This is a genomic window from Agrococcus sp. UYP10 (assembly GCF_040547205.1).
GTDB lineage: Bacteria > Actinomycetota > Actinomycetes > Actinomycetales > Microbacteriaceae > Agrococcus > Agrococcus jenensis.
In genome coordinates this window covers 1,894,380-1,920,038 of the sequence record NZ_JBEPPG010000001.1, presented here as the reverse complement: position 1 = coordinate 1,920,038, position 25,659 = coordinate 1,894,380, and the positions used below count along the sequence as shown (strand labels likewise).

The following is a 25,659-nucleotide window of genomic DNA, read 5'->3' as shown; positions in this document are numbered from 1 at the left end:
TGCTCGCGATCCTATCGGGTCTGCTCGTCGCCGTCAGCCGGTTCGCTGGCGTCGGCCGGCTCGTCGCGATCGCGGTCGTCGACCACGAGGTCGGCGCGGTACTGGCCGGTGCGGTGCGCGGCCTTCGCCATCATCTGCGTCGCGACCGGCGCGGTGACGAGCTGGAGCCCCGCGGCGAGCACGAGCATCGCCGTCGCCGCGCCGTCGCGCAGCACGAGCGCGAGCCCGACGCACAGCAGCAGGAAGCCGAGCGTCTGCGGCTTCGACGCCGCGTGCATCCGGTTGAGCACGTCCGGCAGCCGCAGCAGGCCGATCGCGGCCGTGAGGCTGAGCGCCGCGCCGAGCAGGATCAGCACGGCGCCCACGACGTCGAGCACGCCCTCGACCGTCATGCGCCGCGCCCCCGGCGCTCGGGGCCGGAGCCCACGACGCCCTGCCTGCCGGCGATGAAGCGCGCCATCGAGACGGTCGCGGCGAAGGCCAGCAGCGAGAGCACGAGGATGACGGGGATCGTGTAGCTGTGGTGGTTGATCGCCGCCTCGACCGCGAGCGAGCCCGCGACGATCGCGATGAGCACGTCGGTCGCGACGACGCGGTCGCTCGGCGCCGGGCCGCGGACGATCCGCACGAGCGTGAGCGCGGCGGCGGCCGCGAGCATGACGCCCGCGGCGATGAGCACGAGCTGCATCAGCGCTCCTCCTTCGTGTCTGTGGCTGGCTCGGTCCCCGGAGCGGGCAGGCGCAGCAGTGCGCGGTCCTCGGCGGTGCCGAACGCGCGCAGCACGGTCGCCTCGGTCGAGCGCACCTTGGCGCGGGCGTGCTCGATCGCGGCTGGCGTCGAGGCGTCGAACACGTGCAGGAGGACCCACCCCGCGTCGGCGTCGACCGCGACCGAGCCCGGTACGAGCGAGGCGAGCTCCGCCGTGATCACGGTGATGAAGGGCGACTGGCTGCGCAGCGGCACGCGGATGATGGCGTTGCGCGTCGGCCGCCAGAACGCCAGCACCTTCGCCGCGACCTGGAAGCTCGAGACGACGAGGCCGCCGAGCGTGACGAGCACGAGCCGCGCGAACCCGATCGGCCGGAACGACTCGAGCTCCGGCACGTCGGGCAGCGGGAACACGATCTGGATGAGGAGCGCCACGAGCACGCCGAAGACGGCGGCGCCGAGCGTCAGCTCGCCCCACAGCATCATCCAGACGATGGCGAGGCCGACGGTGGCGACGATCGAGGCGCGGTAGCGGAGGGCGGGTCGCTTCACGGCTGCGCCTCCTCGACCGCTGCCTGGTAGGCGCCGGCGCGGATGTCGGCCGCCGCGCGCTCCGCGTAGGCGGTCAGCGGTCCGGCGAGCACCGTGAGGGCGACCGTGACGGCCACGAGCGCGGAGGCGGCCAGGATCCAGATGCGCGGCAGCACCCGGACCGAGAGCACCCGCTCGTTGTCGGGCGCCTGGTCCTGCCAGAACGCCCGCTGCCACACGCGGATGACGGCGATGAGCGTGAGCAGGCTCGTCGCGACGCCCGCGACGACGGCGACCATCGCGAGCGGCGACCCGGTCTCGAGCGCGCCGTCGATGAGCGCGACCTTGCCGAGGAAGCCCGAGAACGGTGGGATGCCGCCCAGGTTGAGCGCCGGCACGAGGTAGAGCACCGCGAGCAGCGGCACCGACGCGAGCCCGCCCAGGCGCGCGAGGCTCGTGGAGCCCCCGACCCGCTCGATTAGCCCGACGACGATGAAGAGCGCCGTCTGCACGAGGATGTGGTGGACGATGTAGAAGATCGCGCCGGAGAGGCCCGCGGCGGTGCCGAGCGCGACGCCGAGCAGCATGTAGCCGATGTGGCTCACGAGCGTGAACGAGAGCAGTCGCTTGATCTCGCCCTGGGCCAGCGCGCCGAGGATGCCGAGCAGCATCGTCAGGATGGCCGCGACGAGCAGCAGGTCGGTGAGCGGGCTCTCGGGGAAGAGCAGCGTCTGCACGCGGATGATCGCGAACACGCCGACCTTCGTGAGCAGGCCGGCGAAGACCGCCGTGACGCTCGCGGGCGCCGTCGGGTAGGAGTCGGGCAGCCAGGCCTGGAGCGGGAAGACCGCCGCCTTGATGCCGAACACCACGAGCAGCAGCAGCTGGATGACGAGCTGGAGCCCCGGGTCGAGCGCCGCGAGCCGCTCGGGCAGCTGGGCGAAGCTCACGGTGCCGGTCGCGCCGTAGACGATCGAGATGGTGAGCAGGAAGAGCGTCGAGGAGACGACGCTCACGACCACGTAGGTCGACCCGGCGCGCACCCGCTCCTTCGTCGCGCCGAGCATGATGAGCACGTACGACGCGAACAGGAGCGTCTCGAAGCCGACGAAGAGGTTGAAGAGGTCGCCGGCGAGGAAGGCGTTGGAGACGCCGGCCGTCAGCACCAGGAACGTCGGGTGGAAGACCGACACCGGCGCGCCGTCGGCGCCGTCGGCGATGTCGCGGCGCGAGGGGAAGATGACGACGAGCGCGGTGACGACGCTCGACACGAGCACCATGAGCGCGGACAGCCGGTCGGCGACGAGCACGATGCCGGTGCCGTCGGGCCACGCGCCGACCCACAGCACGATGGGGCCGAGCGCGTCGGCCGCGAGGCACAGCACGAGCGCGAGCACGGCGTTGATGGCGAGCGTCGACGCGGAGACGACGCGCTGCCAGGCCGGGTGGCGCGCGAGCGCGAGCGTGATGCCGGCCGCGAGCAGCGGGAGCAGGACCGGGACGGGGACGAGGTTCGCGAGGTCCATCAGCGCTCCGGCTCGGCAGCGTCGTTGCCGGCCGGGACGACGTCGTCGTCGTCGCGGACGAGCCTGCCGCCCGACTCCGTGTCGGTCGCGGTGCTCGAGTCGGGCTCGACGTAGGCCTCGCTCGAGAGGTCGGCCTGCGCGCGACGGCGGACGATGGTGTCCTCGACGTCGTCGGCGACCTCGTCGTGGCCCTGGAGCTGGAACGAGCGGTACGACATCGCGAGCAGCAGCGCGCCGGTCGCGAGCGAGATCACGATCGCGGTGAGCACGAGCGCCTGCGGCAGCGGATCGGCGATCTGCGCCTCCGGCTCCCCCACGATCGGGGCGAGGCCAGCGGGGCCGGACGCGACGAGGAACAGCAGGTTGATGCCGTTGCCCGCGAGCATCACGCCGGCGAGGATGCGCATGAGGCTGCGCTCGAGCAGCAGGTAGACGCCCGCGGCGATGAGCACGCCGCCCGCGACCGCGAGCACGAGCGAGGGCGTCATGCCTGCACCTCGCGGCCGGGGAGCGACCGGTCGGACCCGTACTCGGGCCGGGGCGCGACGTCCTGCTCGCCGTGGAGGTCGATGCCCGCGCCGAGCGAGCGGACGAAGTCGAGCATCGCGCCGATGATGATGAGCCAGACTCCTACGTCGAAGAACAGGGTCGTGACGAGCTTGACCTCGCCGATGAGCGGCAGCACGGCTTCGAGGGCGTAGGACTGCCCGATGCGGCCGCCGATGAGCACCGGCCAGACGACGCTCAGGACCGCGAGCGCCATGCCGGCGCCGAGCAGCTTGCCGGCGTCGAACGGCACCGCCTCGAGCAGCTCGTCGCGTCCTCCAGCCAGGTAGCGCACGGCGAGGGCGACGCCCGCGACGAGCCCGCCGATGAAGCCGCCGCCGGGCAGGTTGTGGCCGACCGCGAGGAAGTAGACGGAGGCGACCATCATCACGGGGAAGAGGAGGCGCGTCATCATCTCGAGGACGGGCGACGCGAGCTCCGCATCGGCGAACGCCCCGCGCAGCCAGGTGCGGCGGCCCGGTCCTCCTGGCGTGGGGCGGAGCACGCCGCTGCCCGCGACCGGGCGGCGGACGAAGATGAGGCTCGCGACGCCGGTCGCCGCGGCGAGCACGACGGAGACCTCGCCGAGGGTGTCCCACACGCGGATGTCGACGAGCGTGACGTTGACGATGTTCTCGCCGAAGCCGAACGTGTAGGCGTACTCGTAGAACGCCTCCGAGATCGGCTGCGCCGTGCGCGACTGCAGCGCGACGATCGACGCCGCCGCCGCTATCGTGCCGACCATCGCGCCGAGGAGCGCGCGCAGCCACCGCGCCGCGCGCAGCGGCCGGTTCGTGAAGTACTTCGGCAGGCGGCGCAGCACGAGCACGAGGATGACGAGGAAGACGGTCTCGGCGAGCACCTGCGTGAGCGCGAGGTCGGGGGCGCCGTGCAGCAGGAACAGCAGCGCGACGCCGTAGCCGACGACCGAGACGAGCATGAACGCCTTGAGGCGCCCGCGCGTCGTGGTCGCGAGCACGGCGGCGACGATGATGATGCCCGCGGCGCCGATCTGGCCGACGGAGTCGTACAGCCGGATGTCGTCGCCGAGGCCGACCTGCAGGAGGAGCGCGGAGCCCGGGAGGGCGACGACGGCGAGCATGATCGTGGCGACGTGGAGCGGCAGCGAACCGGTCTGGATGCGGCTCGTGACCTCGACCGCGAGGCGGTCGAGCCCGCGCATGCTCGCGTGGTAACCGCGCTCGAACGGGTCGGCGCCGTGCGGCGGGCGGCGACGGCGGCCGAGCGCGAGGAACCCAGCGGTGCCCGCGAGCCAGGCGAGCATCGAGGCGATGAGCGGGATCGTGACGCCGTGCCAGAGCGCGAGGTGCGGGGCGTCCTCACCGGCGGGGACGAGCTCGACGTGCGGGTGGAGCAGGTCGGAGATCGGGTCGCCGGCGAAGCCGAGCACGATCCCGGCGAGCGCGAGCACGACGGGCGCGACGACGAGCCATGGCGAGCGCCGCTTCGGCTCGGTGACGAGCTCGCCGAAGAACGTGCCGACCACGAAGCGCAGCGAGTACGCGACCGTGAGCGCCGCGCCCACCGCGATGCCGACGAAGGCGACCCAGCCGAGCGCGGCGAGCTCGCCGCTGTCGGCGATCGCCGCGTCGAGCGCCGCCTCCTTGCCGAGGAAGCCGATCGCGGGCGGGATGCCGGCCATCGACGCGGCGGCGATGATCGCGGCGCCGGCGGCGAGCGGCATCCGGCGCGCGAGCCCGCCGAGCTCGCGCAGGTCGCGCGTGCCCGTCGCGCGGTCGACGGCGCCGACCACCATGAACAGGGCCGCCTTGAAGACGGCGTGCGCGGCGAGCAGCGTGAGCCCCGCCTGCATCGCCGAGTGCGTGCCGATGCCGAGCACGGTGACGAGCAGGCCGAGCTGGCTCACCGTGCCGTGCGCGAGCAGCACCTTGATGTCGAGCTGCCGCATCGCGCGCACGGCGCCGAGCAGCATCGTCACGATGCCGAGGCTCACGAGGCCCCAGCGCCACCACGGCAGCTCGACGAACGCCGGCTCGAGCGCGGCGATGAGGAAGATGCCGGCCTTCACCATCGCGGCGGCGTGCAGGAACGCCGAGACGGGCGTCGGCGCCGCCATCGCGCCGGGCAGCCAGTACTGGAAGGGCACGATCGCCGACTTCGACAGCGCGCCGACGACCATGAGCGCCGCTGCCCACGCGGCCGTGGCCGTGCGCGGCGGGTCGGCGAGCGTCGCGGCGAGCGAGAACGTGCCCGTCTGCGACTCGAGCAGCATGATGCCGGTCAGCATCGCGAGCCCGCCGACGGTCGTGACGATGAGCGCCGTCTGCGCCGCGCGGCGGTTGCTCGACGAGCGGTGGTTGAGGCCGACGAGCAGGTAGGAGAAGACGGTCGTGAGCTCCCACCCGACCGTGAGCACGATGAGGTCGTCGGAGAGCACGAGCAGCAGCATCGACGCGGCGAAGCCGGTCAGGAGCCCCACCGTGCGCGGCGCGAGCTTGCGCGAGTCGAAGTACCACGCGCAGTAGACGAAGATGAGGCCGCCGACCGAGAGCACGACCATCGCGAGCAGCCACTGCAGCGCGCCGAGCCGGAGGTCGATCGCGATACCGAGCGCCGGCATCCACTCGACGCGCTCCTGGAGCACGGCGCCGGCCGAGACCGCAGGGCCCTGGATGCCGAACCAGACCGCGGCCGCGAGGCTCGCCGCTGCCGGCAGCAGGAAGACGAACCGGCCCATGCGACTGCTCAGGGCGCTCGAGACGACGCCGAGGACGGCGAGGATCGTCACAGTGAGCAGCACGTGGTGCAGTCCTTACTCGAGCGCGGGCAAGGGGCTTCTGCCAGTCTACCGGCGCGCGCCGCGCCAGGACGACGTCGGCGCCCGGCCCTACCGTGGTGGCATGCGGCTGCTCCACACCTCCGACTGGCACGTCGGGCGCACGTTCCACGGTGCGGACACCGTCGACGCGCTCCGGGCCGTGCTCGAGGAGCTCGCCGCGACCGTTCGCCGAGAGCGCATCGACGTCGTGCTCGTCGCAGGCGACATCTACGACTCGGCGATGCCCGCCGGCCGGCACGTCGAGGCGCTCACGAGCGCGCTGCAGTCGATCCGCGACGCGGGCGCGCAGGTCGTGCTGTCGAGCGGCAACCACGACTCCCCCGCCCGGCTCGGTGCGAACGCCGGCTTCGCGCGCGCCGGCGGGCTGCACCTCAGCACCGCCGCGCTCGACCCCGGCTCGTGGCGCATCGAGCTCGCCGACGAGCACGGACCGGTGCACGTCTTCGCCGTGCCGTACCTCGAGCCGGTCGTGCTGCGCGCCGCGCTGCCGGAGTCGGGCATCCGCACGCAGGCCGACGCGATGCGCTGGGCGATGGACGCGATCCGCGCCGACCTCGCCGCGCGGCCGGCCCGCGCCGTCGTGCTCGCGCACTGCTTCGCGGCCGGCGTCGCGGCCGACGACGACGACGCGCCTCGCGAGATCCGCGCCGGCGGCCTCGACGTCGTGCCGATCGCGACGTTCGACGGCGTCGACTACGCGGCGCTCGGCCACATCCACTCGCGCCAAGTGCTCTCGGAGGCGGTGCGCTACTCGGGCGCGCCGCTGCACTACTCCTTCCGCGAGCGCTCCCCCGAGCGCGGCGGATGGCTCGTCGAGCTCGGGGCGGACGGCCTCGACGGCGTCTCGTGGATCGGCCTGCCGGTGCCGCGGCCGCTCACGCAGGTGCGCGGTGAGCTCGAGTCGCTGCTCGCCGACCCCGCGCACGACGGCACCGAGGACCACTGGGTGCGCGCCGTGCTCACCGATGCCGCGATGCCGCTCGATGCGATGCGCCGGCTGCAGCGGCGTTGGCCGCACTGCGCGCAGGTCGACTGGGCGGGCGCCGCCGGCGGTGCGGATGCCGCCGGCGTGCGGGAGCGCCTGCAGCGGCGCAGCGACGCGGAGGTGGTCGAGGGGTTCCTCGAGCACGTGCGCGGCGAGGGTGCGAGCGACGCCGAGCGCGCGCTCGTCGCCGACGGGCTCGCGCGCGTCGCGGCCGCCGAGGCCGCCAGGTGAGGATCCTGCGGCTCGCGCTCGAGGCGTTCGGGCCGTTCCGCGACCGGTTCGAGGTGGACTTCGCCTCGTTCCAGGGCGACGGCGTCTACCTCATCGCGGGTCCCACGGGCGCCGGCAAGTCGACCGTGCTCGACGCCATCAGCTTCGCGCTCTACGGGTCGGCGCCGCGCTACGACGAGCGCGCGCACCTGCGGAGCGACCTCGCGGGGCCCGGGTCGCCGACCGTCGTCGAGCTCGACGTGCAGCTCGGCGAACGGGTGCTGCGGGTGCTGCGCTCGCCGGAGTACGAACGGCCGAAGGCGCGTGGCACGGGCATGACCCGCGAGCCCGCGCGCGCGACGCTCCTCGAGCGGACGGCAGACGGCTGGGAGGCGATCGCCACCACGACGAAGGAGGTCGGGCACGAGGTCGGGCGGCTCGTCGGCCTCACGAAGCAGGAGTTCCTGCAGGTGATCCTGCTCGCGCAGGGCGGCTTCGCCGAGTTCCTGCGCGCGACGAGCGACGAGCGGAAGGCGCTGCTGCTGCGGCTCTTCGGCACCGGCGACCTCGGCGGGCTGCGCGACCTGCTCGAGGCCGACCGCAAGGCGCTCGCCGCCGAGCGCGAGGCGCAGGAGGCCGTGCTCGCCGATCGCGGCCGCCGGGTGCGCGAGGCGGTCGCCGCGCTCGCAGCGGGCGACGAAGCCGACGACGACGCGGACGACAGTCCCGACGACGGCGCCGTGACCGTCGAGGAGCTCGACGCGCTCGAGGCCGCGCTCGCCGAGTCGAGCGAGCGTGCGGCCGCGCTCGCCGCGGAGGCCGGCGACGCGGAGCGGCAGGCGCGCCACGCGCGCGACGCGGCGCGCGAGCGGCTCGCGCTGCTGCGGCGGCGCGACGCCGCCCGCGACGCGCTCGAGGCCCTCGCGCTCATCGGCGACGAGGTGGACGCGGCGCGCGCGCGGCTCGACGAGGCGGAGCGCGCGGCGGAGGCCCGGGGCGCGCTCGACCGGTGGGCCAGGGCCGACGCCGGGGTCGCGGGAGCCGACGCCGCGCTCGAGCTCGCGGCGGCCGAGCTGCCCGACGACGTCGAGGCGGTGCGCGACGCGGTCGTCGTCGCGCACGACGCCGCCGGCGACGACGCCGCGGTCGCCCAGGCCGCCGCGGAGCTCGAGCGCGCCATGCCAGGGCTCGCGGCGGCGACCGCTCGCGCGGCGACCGCCGCCGAGGCCGCGAGCGCGGCGCTCAGCGCGGCGCGCACGGAGCGCGAGCTGCACCCGGCCGAGCGCGACCGGCTCGTCGCCGCCCGCGAGGCGGCGAGCATGGCCGCCGCCGGGGCCGACGCTGCCGAGGCCGCGGTGACCGCAGCGCAGGACCGGCTCGCCGCGGCCCGCGACGTGGCGTCGCTCGCCGTCGAGGTCGGCGCGGCGCGCACGCGCGCGACGACGGCGCTCGAGCTCGTGCGCACCCAGACCGCGCACGCGGCCGCGCTGCAGGAGGCGCGCATCGCCGGCATCGCGGGAGAGCTCGCCGCCGGGCTGGCCGACGACGAGCCGTGCCCCGTGTGCGGCTCGACGACGCATCCGGCGCCCGCCGAGCCCTCCCCCGACGCCACGACGCCCGAGGCCGTCGCGGCCGCATGGGAGCGCGCCGAGGCGGCGGTCGCCGCCGCGCGCGAGGCCGACGCGGCGCTCGCCGAGGTCGACGCGCGCCGCGCCGCTCGCGCGGCGGTCGCGGGCGACGACGACGAGCGGGCGCTCGCCGCCGCGCTCGAAGCCGCCCGCGCCGAGCGGGAGCGCTGCCGCAGCGCGGCGGTCGAGCGCGCCCGGCTGCAGCGCGAGCTCGAGGCGCACGATGCAGCGACGGCGGCGCTCGACGAGCGCATCCTCGCGCTCGAGTCGGATGCCGCGCAGGCGCGCGAGCGCGCCGCGGCCGTCGCGGCGCGGGAGGCCGACGCCCGGGAGCGGCTCGACGAGGCGCTCGGCGGCGACGACGCCGCGACGCTCGTCGCCAGCTCGACCGCCCGGCGCGACGCGCTGCAGCGCTGGCTCGACGCGGAGGCCGGCCGCAGGGCGGCGCTCGCCGAGCACGCGGAGGCTGCGGCCGCCGGTGCCGCCGCGCTCGACGCGCACGGGTTCGCGACCCGCGAGGCGGCCGTCGAGGCGCGCCTCGAGGCGAGCGAGCGCGCGGCGATGCGTGCGCGCATCCGCGACCACGACGCGCAGGCGGCGAGCGCCCGCGGGGTGCTCGCGCAGCCGGAGCTCGCCGACCTCGGCGACGAGGCGCCGGAGCTCGAGCCGCTCGAGGCGGCGCTCGCCGAGGCGACCGCAGCGCAGCGCGCGGCGGCGCGCGCCGACGCGGAGGCCGATCAGCGCCGCAGGCTCGCGCTCGCCGACGCGTCGGCGGCGCGCGGCGCGCTCGCGGCGCTCGGCGAGGGCGCCGCGCACGCGATGGCGCTCCGCGCGCTCGCGGGCGCGCTGCGGGGCGAGAACCCCCGCAGGCAGGACATCGAGACCTACGTGCTCGCGACGCGCCTCGCCGCGATCGTCGACGCCGCGAACCTGCGGCTCGCCGGCATGACGGGCGGGCGCTTCTCGCTGCTGCACGACGAGTCGACCGCCTACCGCGGCAGGGCGAGCGGGCTCGGGCTGCTCGCGCTCGACGCCCACACCGGGAAGGCGCGCACGACCGAGTCGCTCTCGGGCGGCGAGACGTTCCTCGCGTCGCTCGCCCTCGCGCTCGGCCTCGCCGACGTCGTGCAGGCCGAGGCGGGCGGCGTCTCGCTCGAGACGCTCTTCGTCGACGAGGGCTTCGGCTCGCTCGACGCCGACACGCTCGAGCAGGCCATGGCGGTGCTCGACGACCTCCGCGCGGGCGGGAGGAGCGTCGGCGTCATCAGCCACGTGCAGCAGATGCAGGAGCGCATCCCCGCGCGCATCCGCGTCGTGCCGGTGCCCGGCGGCGGCAGCCGCATCGTGGTCGCCCAGGAGGCCCTGCCGGCCGCTGGGTAGGCTCCCGCGCATGCATGACTTGGACGAGCGGCCGCAGCACGGCCGCCGCATCGACATCGGCTCGCTCGAGGCCTTCGACCGATTCGCCGCGCAGGCGGGATCGATGCGCGGCTGGCGCATCCAGGACGTCGACCTGCGCGAGCGCGCCGCCGAGCTCGAGCGGCTCGACGGCAGCGGCGCGCTGCTGCTGGGCGCCGACCTCCCCGCGGGCGCGAAGGAGCGCCTCGTCGGGCAGGGCGCGCTCGTCTTCGACGACGTGCCGGAGGTGCCGTTCAACGCATACCGGTCGACGCTCTACGCGCCCGACGACCTGGTCGCCGGCATCGACGACGGCTACCCGTCGAGCTTCGACGCCCGCGTCTACGCCTGGTCGCGCACGCGGCACCACGACATCGCGCACACCCTCGCCGCCGCGCTGCACGATCACTCGATCGACGACGCGCTCACCGAGTGGGTCCAGGGCAAGGTCATCGTCGGGATCATGGGCGGCCACGCGCTGCGTCGGGACTCGCCGGAGTACCGGCAGGCGGCGCACCTGGCGCACGGCCTCGCGCGCGCCGGACGGGTGGTCGCGACCGGCGGCGGCCCCGGTGCGATGGAGGCCGGCAACCTCGGCGCGCGCGCCGTGCGCTGCTCGAGCGACGAGCTCGACGCGGCGATCGACGAGCTCGCCGCGGTGCCTTCGTTCCACGGCTCGATCCCCGAGTGGATCGACTCGGCGCGACGGGTGGCGGCGCGGGTCGGCGACGGCGTCTCGCTCGGCATCCCGACGTGGCACTACGGCCACGAGCCGCCCAACTCGTTCGCCACCTCGATCGCGAAGTACTTCCAGAACTCCGTGCGCGAGGACATCCTGCTGCGCGTCGCGAACGGCGGCGTCGTCGTGCTGCCGGGCGGCGGCGGCACGGTGCAGGAGATCTTCCAGGACGCGTGCGAGAACTCCTACGCCGAGGACGGCGCGTGGGCGCCGCTCGTGCTGCTCGGCACGCGGTTCTGGACCGAGACGCTGCCAGCGTGGCCGCTGCTGCAGGCGGTCATGCGCGACCGGCCGGGCGCGGTGGGCATCGCGTGCGTCGAGACCCCGGCGGATGCGGTCGCGGCGATCGCGGCGTTCGAGCCGGGAGCCCGGGCGTCAGGCCTCTAGCTCGCCCGCGATCCGCCGCTCGAGGTCGTCGGTCGTCGCCTCGGGCAGCGCGATGAGGCCGTCGAGCTCGCGGCGGGCCTGCTTGTAGGCGCTCTGCCGCTCGGCGGGGGTGGACGCCTCGCTCTCGGCGAGCGCCATGAGGCGCTGCGCGGACTGCAGGCGCCGTCGCTCCGGCTCAGAGAAGCCCGACTGCGCGCGGCGCTTGGCCTCGCGCACCGCCGCCTCGAAGGCCACCTCATAGTCGCGCACCGCCTCGCGGTAGCGCTCGAGCGCACCAGGCGGGCGCAGCGCGGCCGGCGCGTCGGGGCGGAGCCCCTCGGCAACCCGGCGCGCCCGGTGGAACGTCTGCGTGAGCGGCTCGCGCATGTCGGTCACGAGCGGGTAGTCGATGAGCTTCGCGACGTCGAGCTCGAAGTCGAGCCAGCGCCGGTCGGTGTCGGCGTGGTCGCCGAGGATGCGCTCGATCTGCCGGTCGCGGTCGGCCAGGTCCGCCGCCGCGCTCGGCGGCTGGACCGGCGCGACCGGGTGCATCGGCGCGCGGCGGACGCGCTCGAGCTCGATGCGATCGCGCCGCCGGCGCTCGTTGTACTTCGCGACGCCGCCGATCCAGCCGCCGACGATCGGGCCGACGATGAACGCGAGCCACCAGTAGCTGCCGGCGAACTCCAGGATCTCCCCCACCCCGGCACCGTATCCGGGTCAGTGCGCCGAGGGGGCCTCCGCGCCGGCGTGCTCGACGTGCTCGCGCTCGTCCGGCACGACGTCCGCGGGCTTCCGCAGCCACAGCGTCGCGATCACGCCGATCGTCCAGAGCGCCGCGGCGCCCATGAACGCGATTCGCGCGCCCTCGAGCAGCGCCTCGCCGTGGGCGACGCCGTCGGCGACGAGCTGCGCCTGGCGCGTCGCCATGATCGTGACGAACGCGGCGGTGCCGGCGGCGCCGGCGACCTGCTGCACGGTGCTGAGCACCGCGGAGCCGTGGCCGTAGAGGTGCTTCGGCAGCGCGCCGAGCGACACCGTGAAGAGCGGCGGGAACGTGAAGGCGAAGCCGAGGCTCAGCGTCACCTGCATCGCGAGCACGAGGTACCAGGGCGTCGAGATGTGCAGCTGCGTGTAGAGCACGAGCGCGGTCAGCACGATGAGCGCACCGGGGATGACGAGCGGGCGGGGACCCCAGCGGTCGTAGAGGTTGCCGACCACCGGGCCGAGGAGGCCGGTGAGCAGCGCGCCGGGCAGCGTGATGAGGCCGACCTGGATCGGCTCGAGGCCCATCGAGTCCTGCAGGATGAGCGGCAGCATGATGAGCGTGCCGAACATCGCGGCCATCGCGAGGCCCATCACCACGACGGCCGCGGTGAAGAGCGGGTGCCGGAACGTGCGCAGGTCGAGCAGTGCGTCGTCGGTGCGCTGCAGGCGGCGCTGGCGCAGGATGAAGAGGGTCAGCGCGACGACGCCGACGCCGAGCGCGGTCGGCAGCTGCCAGGCCGGCAGGTCGGCGGCGCCGATGAGCGACAGGCCGTAGACGAGCCCGCCGAAGCCGAAGCCGGCGAGCGGGATCGAGACGACGTCGAGGTGCGGGGGCTCCTGCGCCTCGCCGCGCTTGAGGCTCCGCGCGCCGACGAGCAGCATGATGAGCGCGAGCGGCGCGACGCCCAGGAAGATGAAGTGCCACGAGGCGACCTGCAGGATCGCGCCGGAGACGGTCGGTCCGAGGGCCGGGGCCACCGAGATCACGAGCGAGATGGTGCCCATGAAGGCGCCGCGACGGGCGGGCGGCACGAGCTGCATGACCGTGGTCATGAGCAGCGGGAAGACGACCGCCGTGCCGGACGCCTGGATGACCCGGCCGAGCAGCAGCAGCGGGAACGACGAGGCGATGCCGGCGAGCACGGTGCCGAGCACGAACGCGCTCATGGCGGCGATGAAGAGCGTGCGCGTCGTGAAGCGCGCCATGAGCCAGCCCGTGATCGGGATGACGATGGCCATGGTGAGCAGGAACGCGGTGGTGAGCCACTGCGCCGCGCGCTCGTCGATGCCGAGCACCGGGTCGGCGACGAGCGTCGAGATCGCGACGTTCATCGCGGTCTCGTTGAGGATGACGACGAATGCCGACACCAGCAGGGTGGCGATGATGACGGCACCGCCGGGTGCCAGTCGTTCGGGTGCGGGGCGCGCGTCGGCGCGCGGGGACTGGGTGTCGATCTGCATGGGTTCCATCTCGCGAGTGATGCGTCAATCCAACGCAGACCCGGCGCGGGCATTCCCACGGGGGTCGCGCCGGTGCGTGGAGACCCTGCAGGTCAGGCCTGCGGCGCCTCCATGAAGAAGAAGTCGATGATGTGGCCGTCGGGATCGGTGAGCTGGCCGCCGTACATGCCCCACTCGCTGTCCTCGACCGGCTTCGAGAGCCTACCGCCTGCCGAGGCTCCGGCAGCGGCGAACGCGTCGACCTCGTCGCGGCTGCCCAGCAGCAGCGCGAGCAGGTTCTCGAGCGTGCCCTCGGGGGCGCGGCGCTGGTCGCCGACGAGGAACTCGTCGAACTTCGCGTGCTCGAGCAGCATGATCGCGACCTGCTCGGTCAGCACCATGCAGCTCGTCGTCTCGTCGCTGAACATCGGGTTCCGCTCGAACCCCAGCGCCTCGTAGAACGCGGTCGAGCGGGCGACGTCGGCCACCGCGTGGTTGGGGAACACCATCTGGACTGCCATGACCGCTCCTCGCGCGCCGGGTGGGGACGGCGCCCACCGTAGTCGTGCGAGCGGGCGGCCGTCTACGGGCGCATCCGGGCCCGCGACTACCATGGAGGACCGTGGAGATGACGCGGATCGGCACCCGGGCGGCCGCCCAGCTCCCGCGATGAGCAGCCCTGGGTTCCGGCAGGCGCTCCTCTCCTTCGGGCCGCACGCCGGCGCCCATCGCGTCGCGCTGCGCGCGAGCGTCAGCACCGCCGTGCCGCTGCTCGTGCTGCTCCTCATCGGCCACAGCGAGTGGTCTGCCTGGGCGGCGTTCGGCGCCTTCGCGGCGCTCTACGGCCGCAACCGGGTGCACCTCACGCGGCTCGCGATGCAGTCGACCGCCGCGGGCGTGATGCTCGTCGCCGTCGTGCTCGGCTCGCTCGTCGCGACGCTGCCCGACCCGCTCTGGCCGATGATCGTCGGCGGTGCCGCGCTCGCCGGCCTCGTCTCGATCGTGTCCGACGCCGAGGACTGGCACCCGCCCGGGCCGCTCTTCGCACTCTTCGCGTTCAGCGGCTCGGCGTCGATCCCCGGGATCACGCTCGCGGGGGTCGGCACGGCCGCCGGCGTCGCCGCCGCATCCGCCGCCTTCGCCGTGCTGCTCGGCTCCGCCGGCACCGCGTGGCGCCGCGCGCGACGGCTGCCGCCGCTCGAGTCGCCGCCGACGGCACGGGACTACCGCCTCTCCCCCGGCCGCCGCGTGCAGCTGCGGCGCGTCGCCCGCTACGCGATCGGCGTGCTGCTCGCGGGCTCGATCGCGGCCGCGCTCGGGATCGGGCACCCCTACTGGGCGATGGTGTCGGCGGTCGTGCCGATCTCGGCCGGCGCGTTCGCCGCCGGGCTCGCCCGCGGCACCCAGCGCATCCTCGGCACGACGTTCGGCGTGCTGCTCGCCGCGGGCGTGCTGCTGCTCGATCCCAGTGCGCTCGTGATCGTGCTGCTCGTCGCGGTCATCGCCTTCGGCGCCGAGCTGCTGGTCGGCCGCAACTACGGGCTGGCGATGGTCTTCGTCACGCCGCTCGCGCTGCTCTCGGTGCACCTGGCCTCGCCGACGCCCGTCGACCAGCTGCTCGTCGACCGGCTCGTCGAGTCGGTCATCGGCGCGCTCGTCGGGATCGGGGTCGGCTTCGCCACCCGTCGCTGGGGCTCCCTGCCGCGCTGAGGCCCTGTGCTATCAAGGTGGGCATGGCGCTCACCCCGGCTCGCGAACGCGATCCGAACGACCCCTACTTCCAGCGGGTCTTCACGGTCGCCAACGCGGTCACGCTGCTGCGCTTCGGGCTGCTCGTGCCGGTGTGCTGGCTCGTCGTCACGGGCGCCGACGGATCGTGGGTGCCCGTCATCCTGCTGGCCGTCTGGGCATCGACCGACTGGATCGACGGCGTGCTCGCCAGGGCGCTCCACCAGGAGTCGCGGCTCGGCGAGGTGCTCGACCCCATCGCGGATCGCATCGGCATCATCGGCGTGACGCTCTCGCTCGCGATCGCGGGCGTCGTCGAGTGGTGGATCCTCGCCGTGATCTTCGGCATGGACGTGCTCGCGGTCGTCTTCGCCGGGCGCGAGGCGCGCGACGGCAGCATCCACGTGTCCTGGCTCGGGAAGATCCGCACCGCGCTGCTGCTGCTGGCGATCGTCGTGCTGCTGCTCGGGCACACGGTCGTGCCGTGGGCGGCCCCGATCGGCATGACCCTCCTGCTCGTCGGCACCGGGCTGCACATCATCGCCGCGGTCGACTACATGCTCAAGGCGCGTCGCCTGCGGCTGGTGCAGACTGGGACGACCACTGCGACGACCACGAACCGGGAGCCGAGATGACCGACTGGACCGAGGAGCGCGAGCGGCTGGCGTCGCTCGTCGAGGACATCCTCGCTGGCTGGCACGAGTCGGTGGAGCGCGTGCCCGGCGAGGACGGCGACGAGGACACCATCGTCGCGCGCGACGGCGACAAGGTGATGGCGATCCTGCCGCTCGACGACGAGAGCGTCGAGGCGATGGTCGACGCCGAGGCCGAGGGCGAGCTCGCGCAGTGGCTGCGCGACGAGCTCGCCGAGGACGAGGACCGCGACGACGACGACCTCGACGACGAGGGCGACGACGACCTCGAGGCCGCTGCCGACGCCTGGCTGGGCGACGACGACAGCGACGACGACGACGACACCACGACGACCGTCGTCGTCGCGGATGACGACGACATCGACCTCGACGACTGGGACGACCCCGAGGCCGACGCGCTCATCGACGAGCTGCCGCGCTGAAGCGCCCCCGCCGGCCGACCCCGGCAGCGGGGAATGCCGAGGCGCACCGCGCGTTGGCCCCAGCATGCAGATCGACATCTGGTCAGACGTGGCGTGCCCGTGGTGCTTCATCGGCAAGCGCCGGTTCGAGGCGGCGCTCAGCACGTGGGAGCACCGCGACGAGGTCGAGGTGACCTGGCACTCGTTCCAGCTCGACCCGACCCTCCCCGAGCACTACGACGGCACCGAGATCGACTACCTCGCGAGCCGCAAGGGGCTGCCGCCCGAGCAGGTGCGGCAGATGTTCGCGCACGTGACGCAGCAGGCCGCCGGCGAAGGGCTCGCGTACGACTTCGACCGGCTCGTGGTCGCGAACAGCCTGCGCGCGCACCAGCTGCTGCACCTCGCGAAGGCGCACGGCGCGGGCGACGCGGTGAAGGAGGCGCTGCTCTCCGGTCACTTCGAGCAGGGCACCGACATCGGCGACGTCGAGGCGCTCGTCGCCATCGGCACGGCCGCCGGCCTCGACGCGCAGGAGATCCGCGACGCGCTCGCGGACGAGCGCTACCTGCCCGCCGTGCGCGCCGACATCCAGCAGGCGCAGGAGCTCGGGGTCAACGGCGTGCCGTTCTTCGTCTTCGACATGCGGCTCGGGCTCTCGGGCGCGCAGCCCGCGTCGACCTTCACGCAGGCGCTCGACCAGGCGCGGGCGCTCTCCCTCGAGGACGCGCCCGCCGAGCGCTGACGCCGGCGCCTCGGCCGATCAGGCCAGGCGCCGCGCCAGGTAGACCCACTCGCGGCCCGGCCGGTCGGGGGCGTCGCGCACGTCGACGAGCTCGAGCCCGGCCGCGACGAGCGAGCGCTCGATCGCCGCGCGCGGTCGGAAGCGCAGCGTCGACGTCGAGTCGATGCGCGCGCCGTCGCGGTGGAAGATCGTCGGCGACGCGAGCGTGACGAACTGGCCGTCGACGTCGGTCACCTCGACCCACTCCTCGACCGCGCCCTCGTGCGGCACGTCGACGACGTGGCGGGTCGCCTCGCGAGTCCACTCCCGCCACGCCTCGCGCTCCGGACGGCGCGACTCGAAGACGAGCGTGCCGCCGGGCCGGAGCGCGCGGCGGGCGGCGACGAGCACCGCGTGCCAGTCGAGGTCGTCGAGGAAGACCTGCGCGACGTTCGCCGTCATGGTGACGACGTCGACGCCGGCCGCCGGGGACGCATCCGCCGCGGTCGCGTCGGCGGCGCCGACCACCCAGCGGACCGCCTCTGCGCCTGGCTTCGCCCGCGCGACGTCGACGGATGCCGCCGCCGGGTCGACGCCCGTCACGGCGACGCCGCGCGCGGCGAGCATGAGCGCGAAGGTGCCGGTGCCGCAGCCGATGTCGAGCACCGACCGCGCACCGAGCTCGTCGACGACGATCCGCTCGTAGACCTCGAGGTCGGAGCGATCCGGATCGAGCGCGTCGTAGACCGCGGCGAGCCGCGGGTCGCCGAAGATCGGGTCGGGCGCCGACGCCATCCGGTCGGGCTGCCTCAGCCGCGCAGGCGCGCGGCGACCGCGTCGTGCAGCATGCCCGCGACCGCCTCGAGCCGCAGGTCGCCACTCGTCGGCTCGTCGCCTGCCGCACCGTCGATCGCGCGGCCGATGAGCCCGGCCTTCGCGTCGAGCAGCTCGGCGATGCGCGTGTCGATCGTCTGCGCCGCGAGGATGCGCCACACCGTGACGGGCATGGACTGCCCGATGCGGTGGATGCGGTCGATCGCCTGCGTCTGCTCGGCGTCGGTCCACGAGAGCTCGGCGAGCACCATGTCGGCCGCAGCCTGCAGGTTGACGCCGACGCCGGCTGCCATGAGCGAGCACACGATCACCTGCACCGAGTCGTCCTCGGTGAAGGCGTCGATCGCCCGCTGGCGCTGCGCGGGCGTCTGGTCGCCGCGGATCGACACCGTCTTGATGCCCGCCTTCGCGAGCGACTGCTCGGCGGCGTCGAGGACGTCGATGTGCTTCGCGAAGAAGACGACCTTGCCGACCGAGTGGGCGAGCTGCCCGGCGTAGTCGGCGGCGAGCGCGGCCTTCGCGCGGCCGATGCGACGGGCGAGCGCGAAGACGTTCTCGCCGGTGGCACCCTCCTGCGTCTCGACCTCGCTGCGCGCGATGCGGCGCACGAGCTCGTCGTCGACGCGGCTCTCGTCGCGCGCGTCGGCGGACCGCTGCGACATCGCCGCGTCGTAGCGCGCGAGCATGCGCTCGACGAGCACGCGCTCGGCGCTCCTGATCGAGCGCACCGAGGCCTCGTCGAGCTCGACCGGGATGTCGGCGATGCGGCGGGCGGGGATGTCGGACGCGACGTCGATCTTGCGTCGACGGACGATGCCCATGTCGATGACGGCCTTGCGTGCCGCCGGGTAGAAGCCGCGGTCCATCGGCGTGAGCCCGATGTCCTCGAGCTGGTCGGTGAGCGCGGCGTTCGGCTCCTTGTGGTCGATCCAGCCGAGGAACCGCCAGATGGCGCCGAAGTCCTCGATGTCGTTGATGAGCGGCGTGCCGGTGAGCGCCATCAGGAGCGGGTTGCCGACGCGCTCGCGCAGCGCCGCCGAGATCTGCAGCACGTGCTTCGACCGCTTCGAGCGGATGTTCTTGATGAAGTGCGCCTCGTCGACGACCATGCCGCGGAACCCGAAGCGCTCGAGCCAGCCGATGTGCCGGTCGAGCACCTCGAAGTTGACGATCACGACGTCGGCGAACGCGTCGAGCGAGTCGCCGTCGCCCTGCAGCACGGCGGCGCGGCGGCCGGGCGCCCAGCGCTCGGTCTCGCGCGCCCAGTTGATCTTCACGACGCTCGGCGCCACGACGAGCAGCGGGAACGCATCCGCCGCCTGCGCAGCGAGCAGCGCCTGCGCGGTCTTGCCGAGGCCGGGCTCGTCGGCGAGCAGGAAGGTGCGGTGCCCGTCGCGGGCGGCCTGCACGAGCTGCGACTGGTGGTGCATCAGCTCCTTGCCGCCGGGCGCGAGGCGCTGCTTCGGCTCGGGCAGCGGCATGCAGGCGGGCTTGCCGTCGGCGGCGACCTCGAACGAGAGGTAGAGCGGCGAGAGCAGGTCGAAGCCGGCGAGGCGGTCGCGCTCGGGCTTGCGGCGGACGTGCGAGAGGTCGGGCTCGAGGAACGGGTTCGCGAGCTGCACGCGGTGCACCGACGGGGGCACGACCTGCGGCGCGAGCGGCTCGGTGCTCTCGGGCGCGGGGGCGGACGAGGCCTCGGGCTCCGGCTCCATGCCGGCGGCCTCGAGCATCTCGCGCTTGCGCTCGCGCACGGCGTCGGTGATGGGCGCGCCCTCGCCGAGGAGCGGCAGCAGCGTGGGCTCCCGGCTCGCGGCCTTGGCGAGGATGACGGCGATGCCGTCGAGGCGCTTGAGGTCCTCGGCGCGCTCGGCGTCGGTGAGCGCCTTGTCGGCGCGGACGCGTGCGCGCTCCTCGCGGGCGAGCATCGCCACGACCTGCAGCTTCACGCGGGTGGAGCGCGATGCGCTGCCTCGCTTGACGCCCGCCTCGACCTGGCGCACGGCGCGGGCGAGCTGCGGGATGAGGGCGTCGCGATCGCGCGACGGCGCCTCGGCGGTCACGTCTGCAGGCGATGCATCCGTGATGGATGCGTCCGTCTCGGACACATCGATGGTTGCGGCGTCGGCCACATGTCCTCCATTCGAGGCGGGGCCGCGGGTACGGGCCCCGGTGTTCAGGCTGCGACGGGAGCCGGAGCTCGAGGCTGCGGCTCGTCGTGCCGGTGACGCCTGCTGCGGTGCGCGTGAGGGCCGCGATGCGGCACGGACGGCGATCAGCGGGCTGACGTCAGAGCCATCCTACCCGGTCGGCACCGGCGTGCGCTGCGAGGCTGCCCCGAGGATCCCCCGAGGCCGGGCTCGCCACGGCCTTCGCACCGGCCGCAGGATCGTGCGCGTGACTCGCCAGCGGCTGCCGACGCGCTCGATCACCTGCCGGCCCGCATGGACCTCGGTATGGCAGCGGGTGCAGAGCAGGATGCCGTTGTCGATGTCGGTGGCGCCGCCGTCGGCCCATGCGCGCACGTGATGGACGCTGTTCCACGATGCCGGCGCATCGCACCCCTCGCCCTGGCAGTGGCGGTCGCGGAGCATGATCGCCTTGCGCTGCGGCGTGGAGAACAGCCGCTTGCGGCGGCCGAGCTTGAGCACGTGCCCGTCGTCGTCGACGAGGGCCGCCTGCACGAAGCCGTCGCAGATGATGCGCGCCGCGAGCTGCACCGGCACGACCTCGCCGGTCTCGACGATCTCGCAGAAGCCGGGCAGACCAGCTGCGTGGGCGTCGAGCTCGGCCTGCGTCACGGCGACGAGCAGGGTCGGTGCGTCCTTGCCGGGGCGAGGCGTATCGCCCGAGCGTGCGTGCGCCATGAAGAGCTCGGCGAGCACATCCGCCCGGCGCTGGTCGGGCGTGCGGTCGTCGTCGGCCGCGGAGGGCGAGCCGCCGATGTCGATGCGGGTGCGCGGCGACTCGTAGGCGTCGAGCACAGCCTGCACGGCAGCGCCCTCGACCGGCGGCAGCGCCACACGGCCGCGGAAGATGCCGTCGGCGCACTGCCGCAGCGTGAACGAGCGCTGCGCGATCTGCTCCTCCTCGCGCGGCTCGGCGCCGTCGGGGTCGAACGCCTGCAGCCAGGCCCGCGCCGTCGTCGCGAGCTGCTCGGGCGGAGCGGGCACCGGGTCGTCGTAGCCGCGCTCGCCGGCCGGGACCTCGCCGACCGCGTCGGCGACGAGCGACGCCTCGGCAGCGAGCCGGTCGTCGTCACTGATGCGGCTGCCCGCCTCTCCGAGCCGCTCGACGATGACGCGTGCCTGGTCGAGCCCGATCGAGCCGGCGACGAAGGCGTCGGCGAGGTGCGGGAAGCGGGGCTCGAACGGCAGGCCGGTCGGCGTGCGCCGAGGGGTCGCCGCGAGCGCGACCTGCACGATCGCGGTCGCGCGACCCGCGGTGACGCCCAGCTCGTGGCGCAGCGCGTCCTTCGTGCTGCGATACCCGAAGGAGCGGGCGAGCGAGGGAGCATCGGCTGCGGGCGAGACCTGCTGCAGCAGCCCGGCGACCCGCACCGCGGCGCTGTCGGCGCACCGCACGAGCTCGCCGACCGCCGCGAGCGCATCCCAGCGCTGGGCATCGCCGAGCCCCTCGAACGCGGTCGTGACGGCGAGCACGTGCCGCTGGAGCCCGTCGAGCGCCTCGCGCAGCGCGGCCGCCTCTGGCGACCTGCCCTGCCGCGCCTGCTGCTCCACCGGAACCTCCGCGTCCACCATCGGGACCACCGCCTCGGCCCACCGCCGTCGGTGGTGCTCGATGGGTCCGTGCTACCACGAGCGTCGAACAAGCGTTCGAACTCTCGACAGCATGTGGAGAAGTCCGTCAGCCTTCCAGCAGGTCCGCGAGGCGATCGATCGACGCGAGCAGGTTGGCGGGCAGCGTGCGGCGCGCGCGCCCGAGGCGCCGCTCGTCGTGCAGCTCGGTCCAGTCGTACGTGTGCGTCACCCTCGTGCCGGCGCCCTCCGGCTCGAGCTCCCAGCGCCACAGGTGGCCGATGGGCGGCGTGCCCTGCTCCGCGGGCATCCACGCGATGCGCCTGCCCTCCTCGAACTCCACGACGTGGTTCTCGCGCACGGCGCCGTCGCCGGTGAGCGTCATCGAGAACACGTCGCCCGTGCCGCGCACGCGCTGCCCCTCGGCCGCCTCGGCGAGGTTGTCGTTGCCGTCCCACGCCGGCTGCTTCGCCGGGTCGGCGATGTGCTCGAAGATGACGTCGGCGGGGGCCGCGATGACGCGGCTCGCGTGCACGACTCGGGACTCGTCGGTATCGCTCATGCCGCCATCCAAGCATCCGTGCGCCGCGGCGAGCGGGTGTCCACAGGTCGCGCGGTCGAACGCACCTCGTTGCCATCGACCCGTGCATCCTCTCGCCCATGGGAATCCGCTACTACGCATGGCCGATGCCGGACGCCGCGATCGGTGACGTGCTGGCAGATCCGATGACGGCGTCGAACGCGCTTGACCGGGAGACCAAGGACGGCTGGCATGCCGGACTCGACAAGGCGTGGCATGACCTGCAGCGCTATCTCCTCGCACCCGCCGAGCGACCGACCGGCATGCTGGCCGGTTGCTGCCCAGGCGAAGCGCTGCCAGTCAGACCTGCGGGGCTGCTCCTCCGAGGCTCGGTCCGCGACGGACCGGGAGGCCACCACCCGTACTTCGGCGTCGTGCCGTCCGCCTACCTGCCGCTCGTCGCGCGCGACCTCGCCCTCATCGACATCGATGCGCTCGAGCGCTGGGTCGCGGACCCTTCCTCTGACAGCAGCTGGAAGGGCAGCCCCACCTACGCCTCGAGCCACCTCGTCGAGCTGCGCGAGCTCGTCTCAGCGTGGGCAGCGGCCGGACTCGGAGCGATGTACTGCATCCGCTGATGCGCTCAGCCGATTGAGTCGCCCTCCGAAGCGGAGTAGACATGGGGCACGGACGGACCCCACGGAGGGAGCTCGACATGGCTGCTGAGGCTTCGCGCAAGTACCCGATCTTCCCGCCGTTCACCGAGTGGTTCGACGCCTTCGCGCTGCTGGGCGGCTGGGACGGCAAGGGCCCGCTCCCGGGCATCCGCGTCGAGGAGGTCGTCGAGGACGGCGCCTTCGTCATCCATGCCGAGCTGCCGGGCCTCGACCCCGCGCGCGACATCGACGTCAAGGTCGAGCACGGCGTGCTGACGATCCACGCCGAGCGCCACCCCGACCGCCGGGAGCCGCAGCGGTCGGAGTTCCGCTACGGCGCACTGGCCCGCGCCATCCGCCTGCCGATCGGCTCGCGCGACGACGACATCGCCGCGTCGTACGAGGACGGCATGCTGACGGTGCGCGTCGCGCTCGACCCGGTGCCCGCGAAGCCCCGGCACATCCCGATCGAGCGGCGCTAGGCGCGGATGCGCGAGACCACCCGCACCGACGACGGCCGCTGGATCGTCGTCGACGGCAGGCGCTGGCGCGCCGAGGACCCGTCGCTGCCCGCCGATGCCGCAGCGCGACTGCGCTCGCACCTCGGCCGCGCCCGGTCCGCCGTGCGCCTCGCCGAGAACGATGACGACCGCGACGCCGCGCGTGACCGCGTGCAGCTCGCGAAGGAGGGGCTCGGCGAGCGGGGCGACGCCTGGTGGGACCTCTCGGAGGCCGATCGCGCCGCCAGGGCCAGCGACCGGCTGCGGCGCCTCGACGAGCTGGCACCGCCGACGCGCTGATCGCCCGCCGGCCGCGGACGGCCGCTCAGGACAGCAGCGACAGCCCTGCGGCGACGGCGAAGCCGACGACGGTCGCGAGTCCCGCGAGGTCGCGGGCCTTCGCGCGCGCCTCCGGGATCATCGCGTCGACGAGCATGACGAGCAGCGCGCCGGCGGCGAAGCCGTCGACGACCCCCGTGAGGGCCGGCGGCGCCACCTCGGCGATCGCGCGGCCGCCGACGGACGCGAGCGTGCAGATCGCGCCGACGCCGAGCCAGAGCAGCAGCACGAAGCGGCGCGAGCGGCCGGCGCCCAGCATGTCGGCCGACGCTCCGACCGACTCGGGCAGGTTCGAGACGAACACCGCGACGAGCAGCGCGACGCTCACGCCGTCGCCGGTGGCGAGGCCGATGCCGAGCACCGCCTGCTCCGGCACGCCGTCGAGCAGCGCCCCGACCGCGAGCGGCATCCCGGCAGCACCGGCGGCGCCGGAGCCGCGACGGCCGGACCTCGCCTCGACCGCCCGGTCCGCGAAGAAGTAGGCCAGCGCGCCGGCCGCCAGGCCGATGCCGACGGCGAGCGCGCCGCCCTCGGCGACGCCTGCCTCGGCGAGCTCGAATGCGACGCCGGCGATGAGCGCGCCCGCCCCGAAGGCGAGCACGATGCCCACGACCGCATCCGACCAGCGCCGCGCCATCGCGAGCCCCGCGCCGAGCACGAGCGACGACGACGCGATCGCTCCCCAGAGCAGCGCCTCGAGCACGGTCAGCGCCGCCCGGTTCGCGCGTGGATCACCATCCCGGCAGGCTATGCCCGCCGCCGCCCGGGTGCCATGGTGGTGGGCAGCGAGCCGACGACGAGGAGGCGCCATGGCCGAGCTCTCGATCCACCCGGCGACGCACGCGCGCTTCGACGACCTCTCGCTCGTCATCGGACCGAAGCGGGCCGACGCATCCGTCTGCTGGTGCCTCAGCCACCGCATCGACGCGAAGACGAACCTCGCGCTGCGCGGCCCCGAGCGTGGCGCGCACATGGAGGCGCTCACGCGCGAGCGCGTGGCGCCCGGCGTGCTCGCGTACGACGGCGACGAGGTGGTCGGATGGGCCGCGGTCGCGCCGCGCGCCGGGCTGCCGTTCGAGCGCTCCACGCGGATCCCGCACGTCGACGACCAGCCGGTCTGGTCGATCTGGTGCATCCGCGTGCGTCCCGGGCACCGCGGCGAGGGCGTCTCGCACGCGCTCCTCGCGGGCGCCGTCGACTACGCCGCGTCGAAGGGCGCGCCCGCGGTCGAGGGGTATCCGGTCGACAACGCGGGCGAGCGCGTCGACCTCACCATGGCCTACGTCGGCACCCGGCGGCTCTTCGAGCGCGCCGGCTTCACGCTCGCCGCGACGACCGACGCGGTCTCCGGCGGCTTCCCGCGCGTGGTGATGCGCAAGCAGCTCGCGACGGGATGACCGCGGGCAGCTGCCCGTCGGCGCGGCGCTCAGCCCGCGGCGATGCGGCGCAGCTCGTCGAGCGCCTTCGCGAGCCTGCGCTCGCGGGTCTCTGCCGCCTTCGCCTCACCGATGCCGCGCGCGAGCTCCTTGCGCCGCGAGGGCGCGAGAGCGTCGAACGCCGCCTTCGCCGCGGGGTCCTGCGCGAGGGCGGCATCGAGCTCCGGCGGCAGCTCGATCGCGCGCTCGGCCTCGTCGAGGGCGATCACCGCATCGACCTCGTCGCCGGCCTCGACGCCGAGCGCCTCGCGCCGCTCCTTCGACAGGCCGAGCAGGTGCTCCCCTGCCATCGTGCCGATGCGCGTGCGCACGGTCGCCTCGCCGATCGTCAGGGTCACGGGTGCGTTCTTCGCGCCGCCCAGCGACGCGACCTGCTCGTCGTCGAGGACGATCGCCGCGGCCGGGCCGCGTCGCTCGATCGTGGTGCGGATGCGCAGCTCCCCCACG

26 protein-coding genes are annotated in these 25,659 nt (G+C 74.2%); 11 read left to right on the top strand and 15 right to left on the bottom strand.

Annotation, left to right across the window (positions count from 1 at the left end; translation table 11 throughout):
- Window positions 1-11: 11 nt before the first annotated feature.
- Genes mnhG through ABIB37_RS09495 form a run of 6 tightly spaced genes read right to left on the bottom strand, consistent with a single transcriptional unit; the run spans window position 12 to window position 6,093 of the window.
- A complete protein-coding gene (gene mnhG / locus ABIB37_RS09520) occupies window positions 12-392 on the bottom strand; it encodes a monovalent cation/H(+) antiporter subunit G (protein ID WP_354259694.1) in 381 nt (126 codons plus the stop codon).
- Window positions 389-688 (bottom strand): MrpF/PhaF family protein, encoded by a 300-nt coding sequence (locus ABIB37_RS09515; RefSeq protein ID WP_354259691.1) that lies wholly within the window; start codon window positions 686-688, stop codon window positions 389-391. The genes mnhG and ABIB37_RS09515 overlap by 4 nt, the downstream gene beginning before the upstream one ends.
- Window positions 688-1,260 carry a Na+/H+ antiporter subunit E gene (locus ABIB37_RS09510; protein ID WP_354259688.1) on the bottom strand — a complete coding sequence of 191 codons (573 nt, stop codon included), beginning with the start codon at window positions 1,258-1,260 and terminating at the stop codon, window positions 688-690. Before ABIB37_RS09510 ends, ABIB37_RS09515 begins: the two co-directional genes overlap by 1 nt.
- Window positions 1,257-2,765 carry a Na+/H+ antiporter subunit D gene (locus tag ABIB37_RS09505; protein ID WP_354259686.1) on the bottom strand — a complete coding sequence of 503 codons (1,509 nt, stop codon included), beginning with the start codon at window positions 2,763-2,765 and terminating at the stop codon, window positions 1,257-1,259. The genes ABIB37_RS09510 and ABIB37_RS09505 overlap by 4 nt, the downstream gene beginning before the upstream one ends.
- The gene (locus ABIB37_RS09500) at window positions 2,765-3,253 is read right to left on the bottom strand and encodes a Na(+)/H(+) antiporter subunit C (protein ID WP_354259683.1); all 489 of its coding nucleotides are present in this window, start codon (window positions 3,251-3,253) and stop codon (window positions 2,765-2,767) included. Before ABIB37_RS09500 ends, ABIB37_RS09505 begins: the two co-directional genes overlap by 1 nt.
- Complete coding sequence (locus tag ABIB37_RS09495) at window positions 3,250-6,093, bottom strand: Na+/H+ antiporter subunit A (RefSeq protein ID WP_354259680.1); 2,844 nt, start codon at window positions 6,091-6,093, stop codon at window positions 3,250-3,252. The genes ABIB37_RS09500 and ABIB37_RS09495 overlap by 4 nt, the downstream gene beginning before the upstream one ends.
- A 100-nt stretch (window positions 6,094-6,193) precedes the next feature.
- Between ABIB37_RS09495 and ABIB37_RS09490 the strand changes: the two genes are divergently transcribed.
- From ABIB37_RS09490 to ABIB37_RS09480, 3 genes are read left to right on the top strand one after another with little or no spacing between them, the layout of a single operon-like run.
- Window positions 6,194-7,348 (top strand): exonuclease SbcCD subunit D, encoded by a 1,155-nt coding sequence (locus ABIB37_RS09490; protein WP_354259677.1) that lies wholly within the window; start codon window positions 6,194-6,196, stop codon window positions 7,346-7,348.
- Entirely contained in the window at window positions 7,345-10,335 is a 2,991-nt protein-coding gene (locus ABIB37_RS09485) for an AAA family ATPase (protein WP_354259675.1), read from the top strand. The genes ABIB37_RS09490 and ABIB37_RS09485 overlap by 4 nt, the downstream gene beginning before the upstream one ends.
- A 10-nt stretch (window positions 10,336-10,345) precedes the next feature.
- Window positions 10,346-11,479 (top strand): LOG family protein, encoded by a 1,134-nt coding sequence (locus tag ABIB37_RS09480; protein WP_354259672.1) that lies wholly within the window; start codon window positions 10,346-10,348, stop codon window positions 11,477-11,479.
- On the opposite strand, the gene ABIB37_RS09475 is transcribed toward ABIB37_RS09480, so the two are convergent.
- The 3 genes from ABIB37_RS09475 to ABIB37_RS09465 form a co-directional block, all read right to left on the bottom strand.
- A complete protein-coding gene (locus ABIB37_RS09475) occupies window positions 11,468-12,160 on the bottom strand; it encodes a hypothetical protein (RefSeq protein WP_354259669.1) in 693 nt (230 codons plus the stop codon). The genes ABIB37_RS09480 and ABIB37_RS09475 overlap by 12 nt on opposite strands.
- 18 nt (window positions 12,161-12,178) lie before the next feature.
- Window positions 12,179-13,687, bottom strand: coding sequence for an MDR family MFS transporter (locus tag ABIB37_RS09470; protein ID WP_354259666.1), 1,509 nt, complete (start codon window positions 13,685-13,687; stop codon window positions 12,179-12,181).
- 92 nt (window positions 13,688-13,779) lie between these two features.
- The gene (locus ABIB37_RS09465) at window positions 13,780-14,187 is read right to left on the bottom strand and encodes a VOC family protein (protein ID WP_354259663.1); all 408 of its coding nucleotides are present in this window, start codon (window positions 14,185-14,187) and stop codon (window positions 13,780-13,782) included.
- Window positions 14,188-14,335: 148 nt separating this feature from the next.
- Between ABIB37_RS09465 and ABIB37_RS09460 the strand changes: the two genes are divergently transcribed.
- The 4 genes from ABIB37_RS09460 (at window position 14,336) to ABIB37_RS09445 (ending at window position 17,193) form a co-directional block, all read left to right on the top strand.
- Entirely contained in the window at window positions 14,336-15,376 is a 1,041-nt protein-coding gene (locus ABIB37_RS09460) for an FUSC family protein (RefSeq protein WP_354259660.1), read from the top strand.
- A 23-nt stretch (window positions 15,377-15,399) separates the two neighbouring features.
- Window positions 15,400-16,029: a CDP-alcohol phosphatidyltransferase family protein gene (locus tag ABIB37_RS09455; protein ID WP_123695859.1), complete on the top strand. Its 630-nt coding sequence runs from the start codon at window positions 15,400-15,402 to the stop codon at window positions 16,027-16,029.
- Entirely contained in the window at window positions 16,026-16,469 is a 444-nt protein-coding gene (locus ABIB37_RS09450; protein ID WP_354259657.1) for a hypothetical protein, read from the top strand. Before ABIB37_RS09455 ends, ABIB37_RS09450 begins: the two co-directional genes overlap by 4 nt.
- A gap of 64 nt (window positions 16,470-16,533) precedes the next feature.
- On the top strand, window positions 16,534-17,193 hold the full coding sequence (locus ABIB37_RS09445) for a DsbA family oxidoreductase (RefSeq protein WP_354259654.1): 660 nt from the start codon (window positions 16,534-16,536) through the stop codon (window positions 17,191-17,193).
- Between the two features lie 18 nt (window positions 17,194-17,211).
- On the opposite strand, the gene ABIB37_RS09440 is transcribed toward ABIB37_RS09445, so the two are convergent.
- The 4 genes from ABIB37_RS09440 to ABIB37_RS09425 all read right to left on the bottom strand — a co-directional run bounded on the left by ABIB37_RS09440 (window position 17,212) and on the right by ABIB37_RS09425 (window position 22,323).
- Window positions 17,212-17,967: a class I SAM-dependent methyltransferase gene (locus tag ABIB37_RS09440; RefSeq protein WP_354259651.1), complete on the bottom strand. Its 756-nt coding sequence runs from the start codon at window positions 17,965-17,967 to the stop codon at window positions 17,212-17,214.
- Window positions 17,968-17,981: 14 nt separating this feature from the next.
- Entirely contained in the window at window positions 17,982-20,066 is a 2,085-nt protein-coding gene (locus ABIB37_RS09435) for a DEAD/DEAH box helicase (RefSeq protein ID WP_456514014.1), read from the bottom strand.
- Between the two features lie 237 nt (window positions 20,067-20,303).
- Window positions 20,304-21,743 carry an HNH endonuclease signature motif containing protein gene (locus ABIB37_RS09430; protein ID WP_354259648.1) on the bottom strand — a complete coding sequence of 480 codons (1,440 nt, stop codon included), beginning with the start codon at window positions 21,741-21,743 and terminating at the stop codon, window positions 20,304-20,306.
- 127 nt (window positions 21,744-21,870) lie between these two features.
- Window positions 21,871-22,323, bottom strand: a complete 453-nt coding sequence (locus tag ABIB37_RS09425) for an SRPBCC family protein (protein ID WP_354259646.1) — start codon at window positions 22,321-22,323, stop codon at window positions 21,871-21,873.
- A 98-nt stretch (window positions 22,324-22,421) separates the two neighbouring features.
- Between ABIB37_RS09425 and ABIB37_RS09420 the strand changes: the two genes are divergently transcribed.
- The 3 genes from ABIB37_RS09420 to ABIB37_RS09410 all read left to right on the top strand — a co-directional run bounded on the left by ABIB37_RS09420 (window position 22,422) and on the right by ABIB37_RS09410 (window position 23,737).
- Window positions 22,422-22,919 (top strand): hypothetical protein, encoded by a 498-nt coding sequence (locus tag ABIB37_RS09420; protein ID WP_354259644.1) that lies wholly within the window; start codon window positions 22,422-22,424, stop codon window positions 22,917-22,919.
- Window positions 22,920-22,996: 77 nt separating this feature from the next.
- Window positions 22,997-23,419: an Hsp20/alpha crystallin family protein gene (locus ABIB37_RS09415; protein ID WP_354259641.1), complete on the top strand. Its 423-nt coding sequence runs from the start codon at window positions 22,997-22,999 to the stop codon at window positions 23,417-23,419.
- A gap of 6 nt (window positions 23,420-23,425) precedes the next feature.
- A complete protein-coding gene (locus tag ABIB37_RS09410) occupies window positions 23,426-23,737 on the top strand; it encodes a biopolymer transporter Tol (protein WP_354259638.1) in 312 nt (103 codons plus the stop codon).
- Between the two features lie 25 nt (window positions 23,738-23,762).
- Here the strand turns inward: ABIB37_RS09410 and ABIB37_RS09405 are convergent, their stop codons facing one another.
- Window positions 23,763-24,479 carry a ZIP family metal transporter gene (locus ABIB37_RS09405; protein WP_354259635.1) on the bottom strand — a complete coding sequence of 239 codons (717 nt, stop codon included), beginning with the start codon at window positions 24,477-24,479 and terminating at the stop codon, window positions 23,763-23,765.
- A 106-nt stretch (window positions 24,480-24,585) separates the two neighbouring features.
- Between ABIB37_RS09405 and ABIB37_RS09400 the strand changes: the two genes are divergently transcribed.
- Complete coding sequence (locus ABIB37_RS09400) at window positions 24,586-25,173, top strand: GNAT family N-acetyltransferase (protein WP_354259633.1); 588 nt, start codon at window positions 24,586-24,588, stop codon at window positions 25,171-25,173.
- 29 nt (window positions 25,174-25,202) lie between these two features.
- Here ABIB37_RS09400 and ABIB37_RS09395 read toward each other — a convergent pair whose 3' ends face one another.
- Entirely contained in the window at window positions 25,203-25,658 is a 456-nt protein-coding gene (locus ABIB37_RS09395) for a YdeI/OmpD-associated family protein (RefSeq protein ID WP_354259630.1), read from the bottom strand.
- Window position 25,659 lies beyond the last annotated feature (1 nt).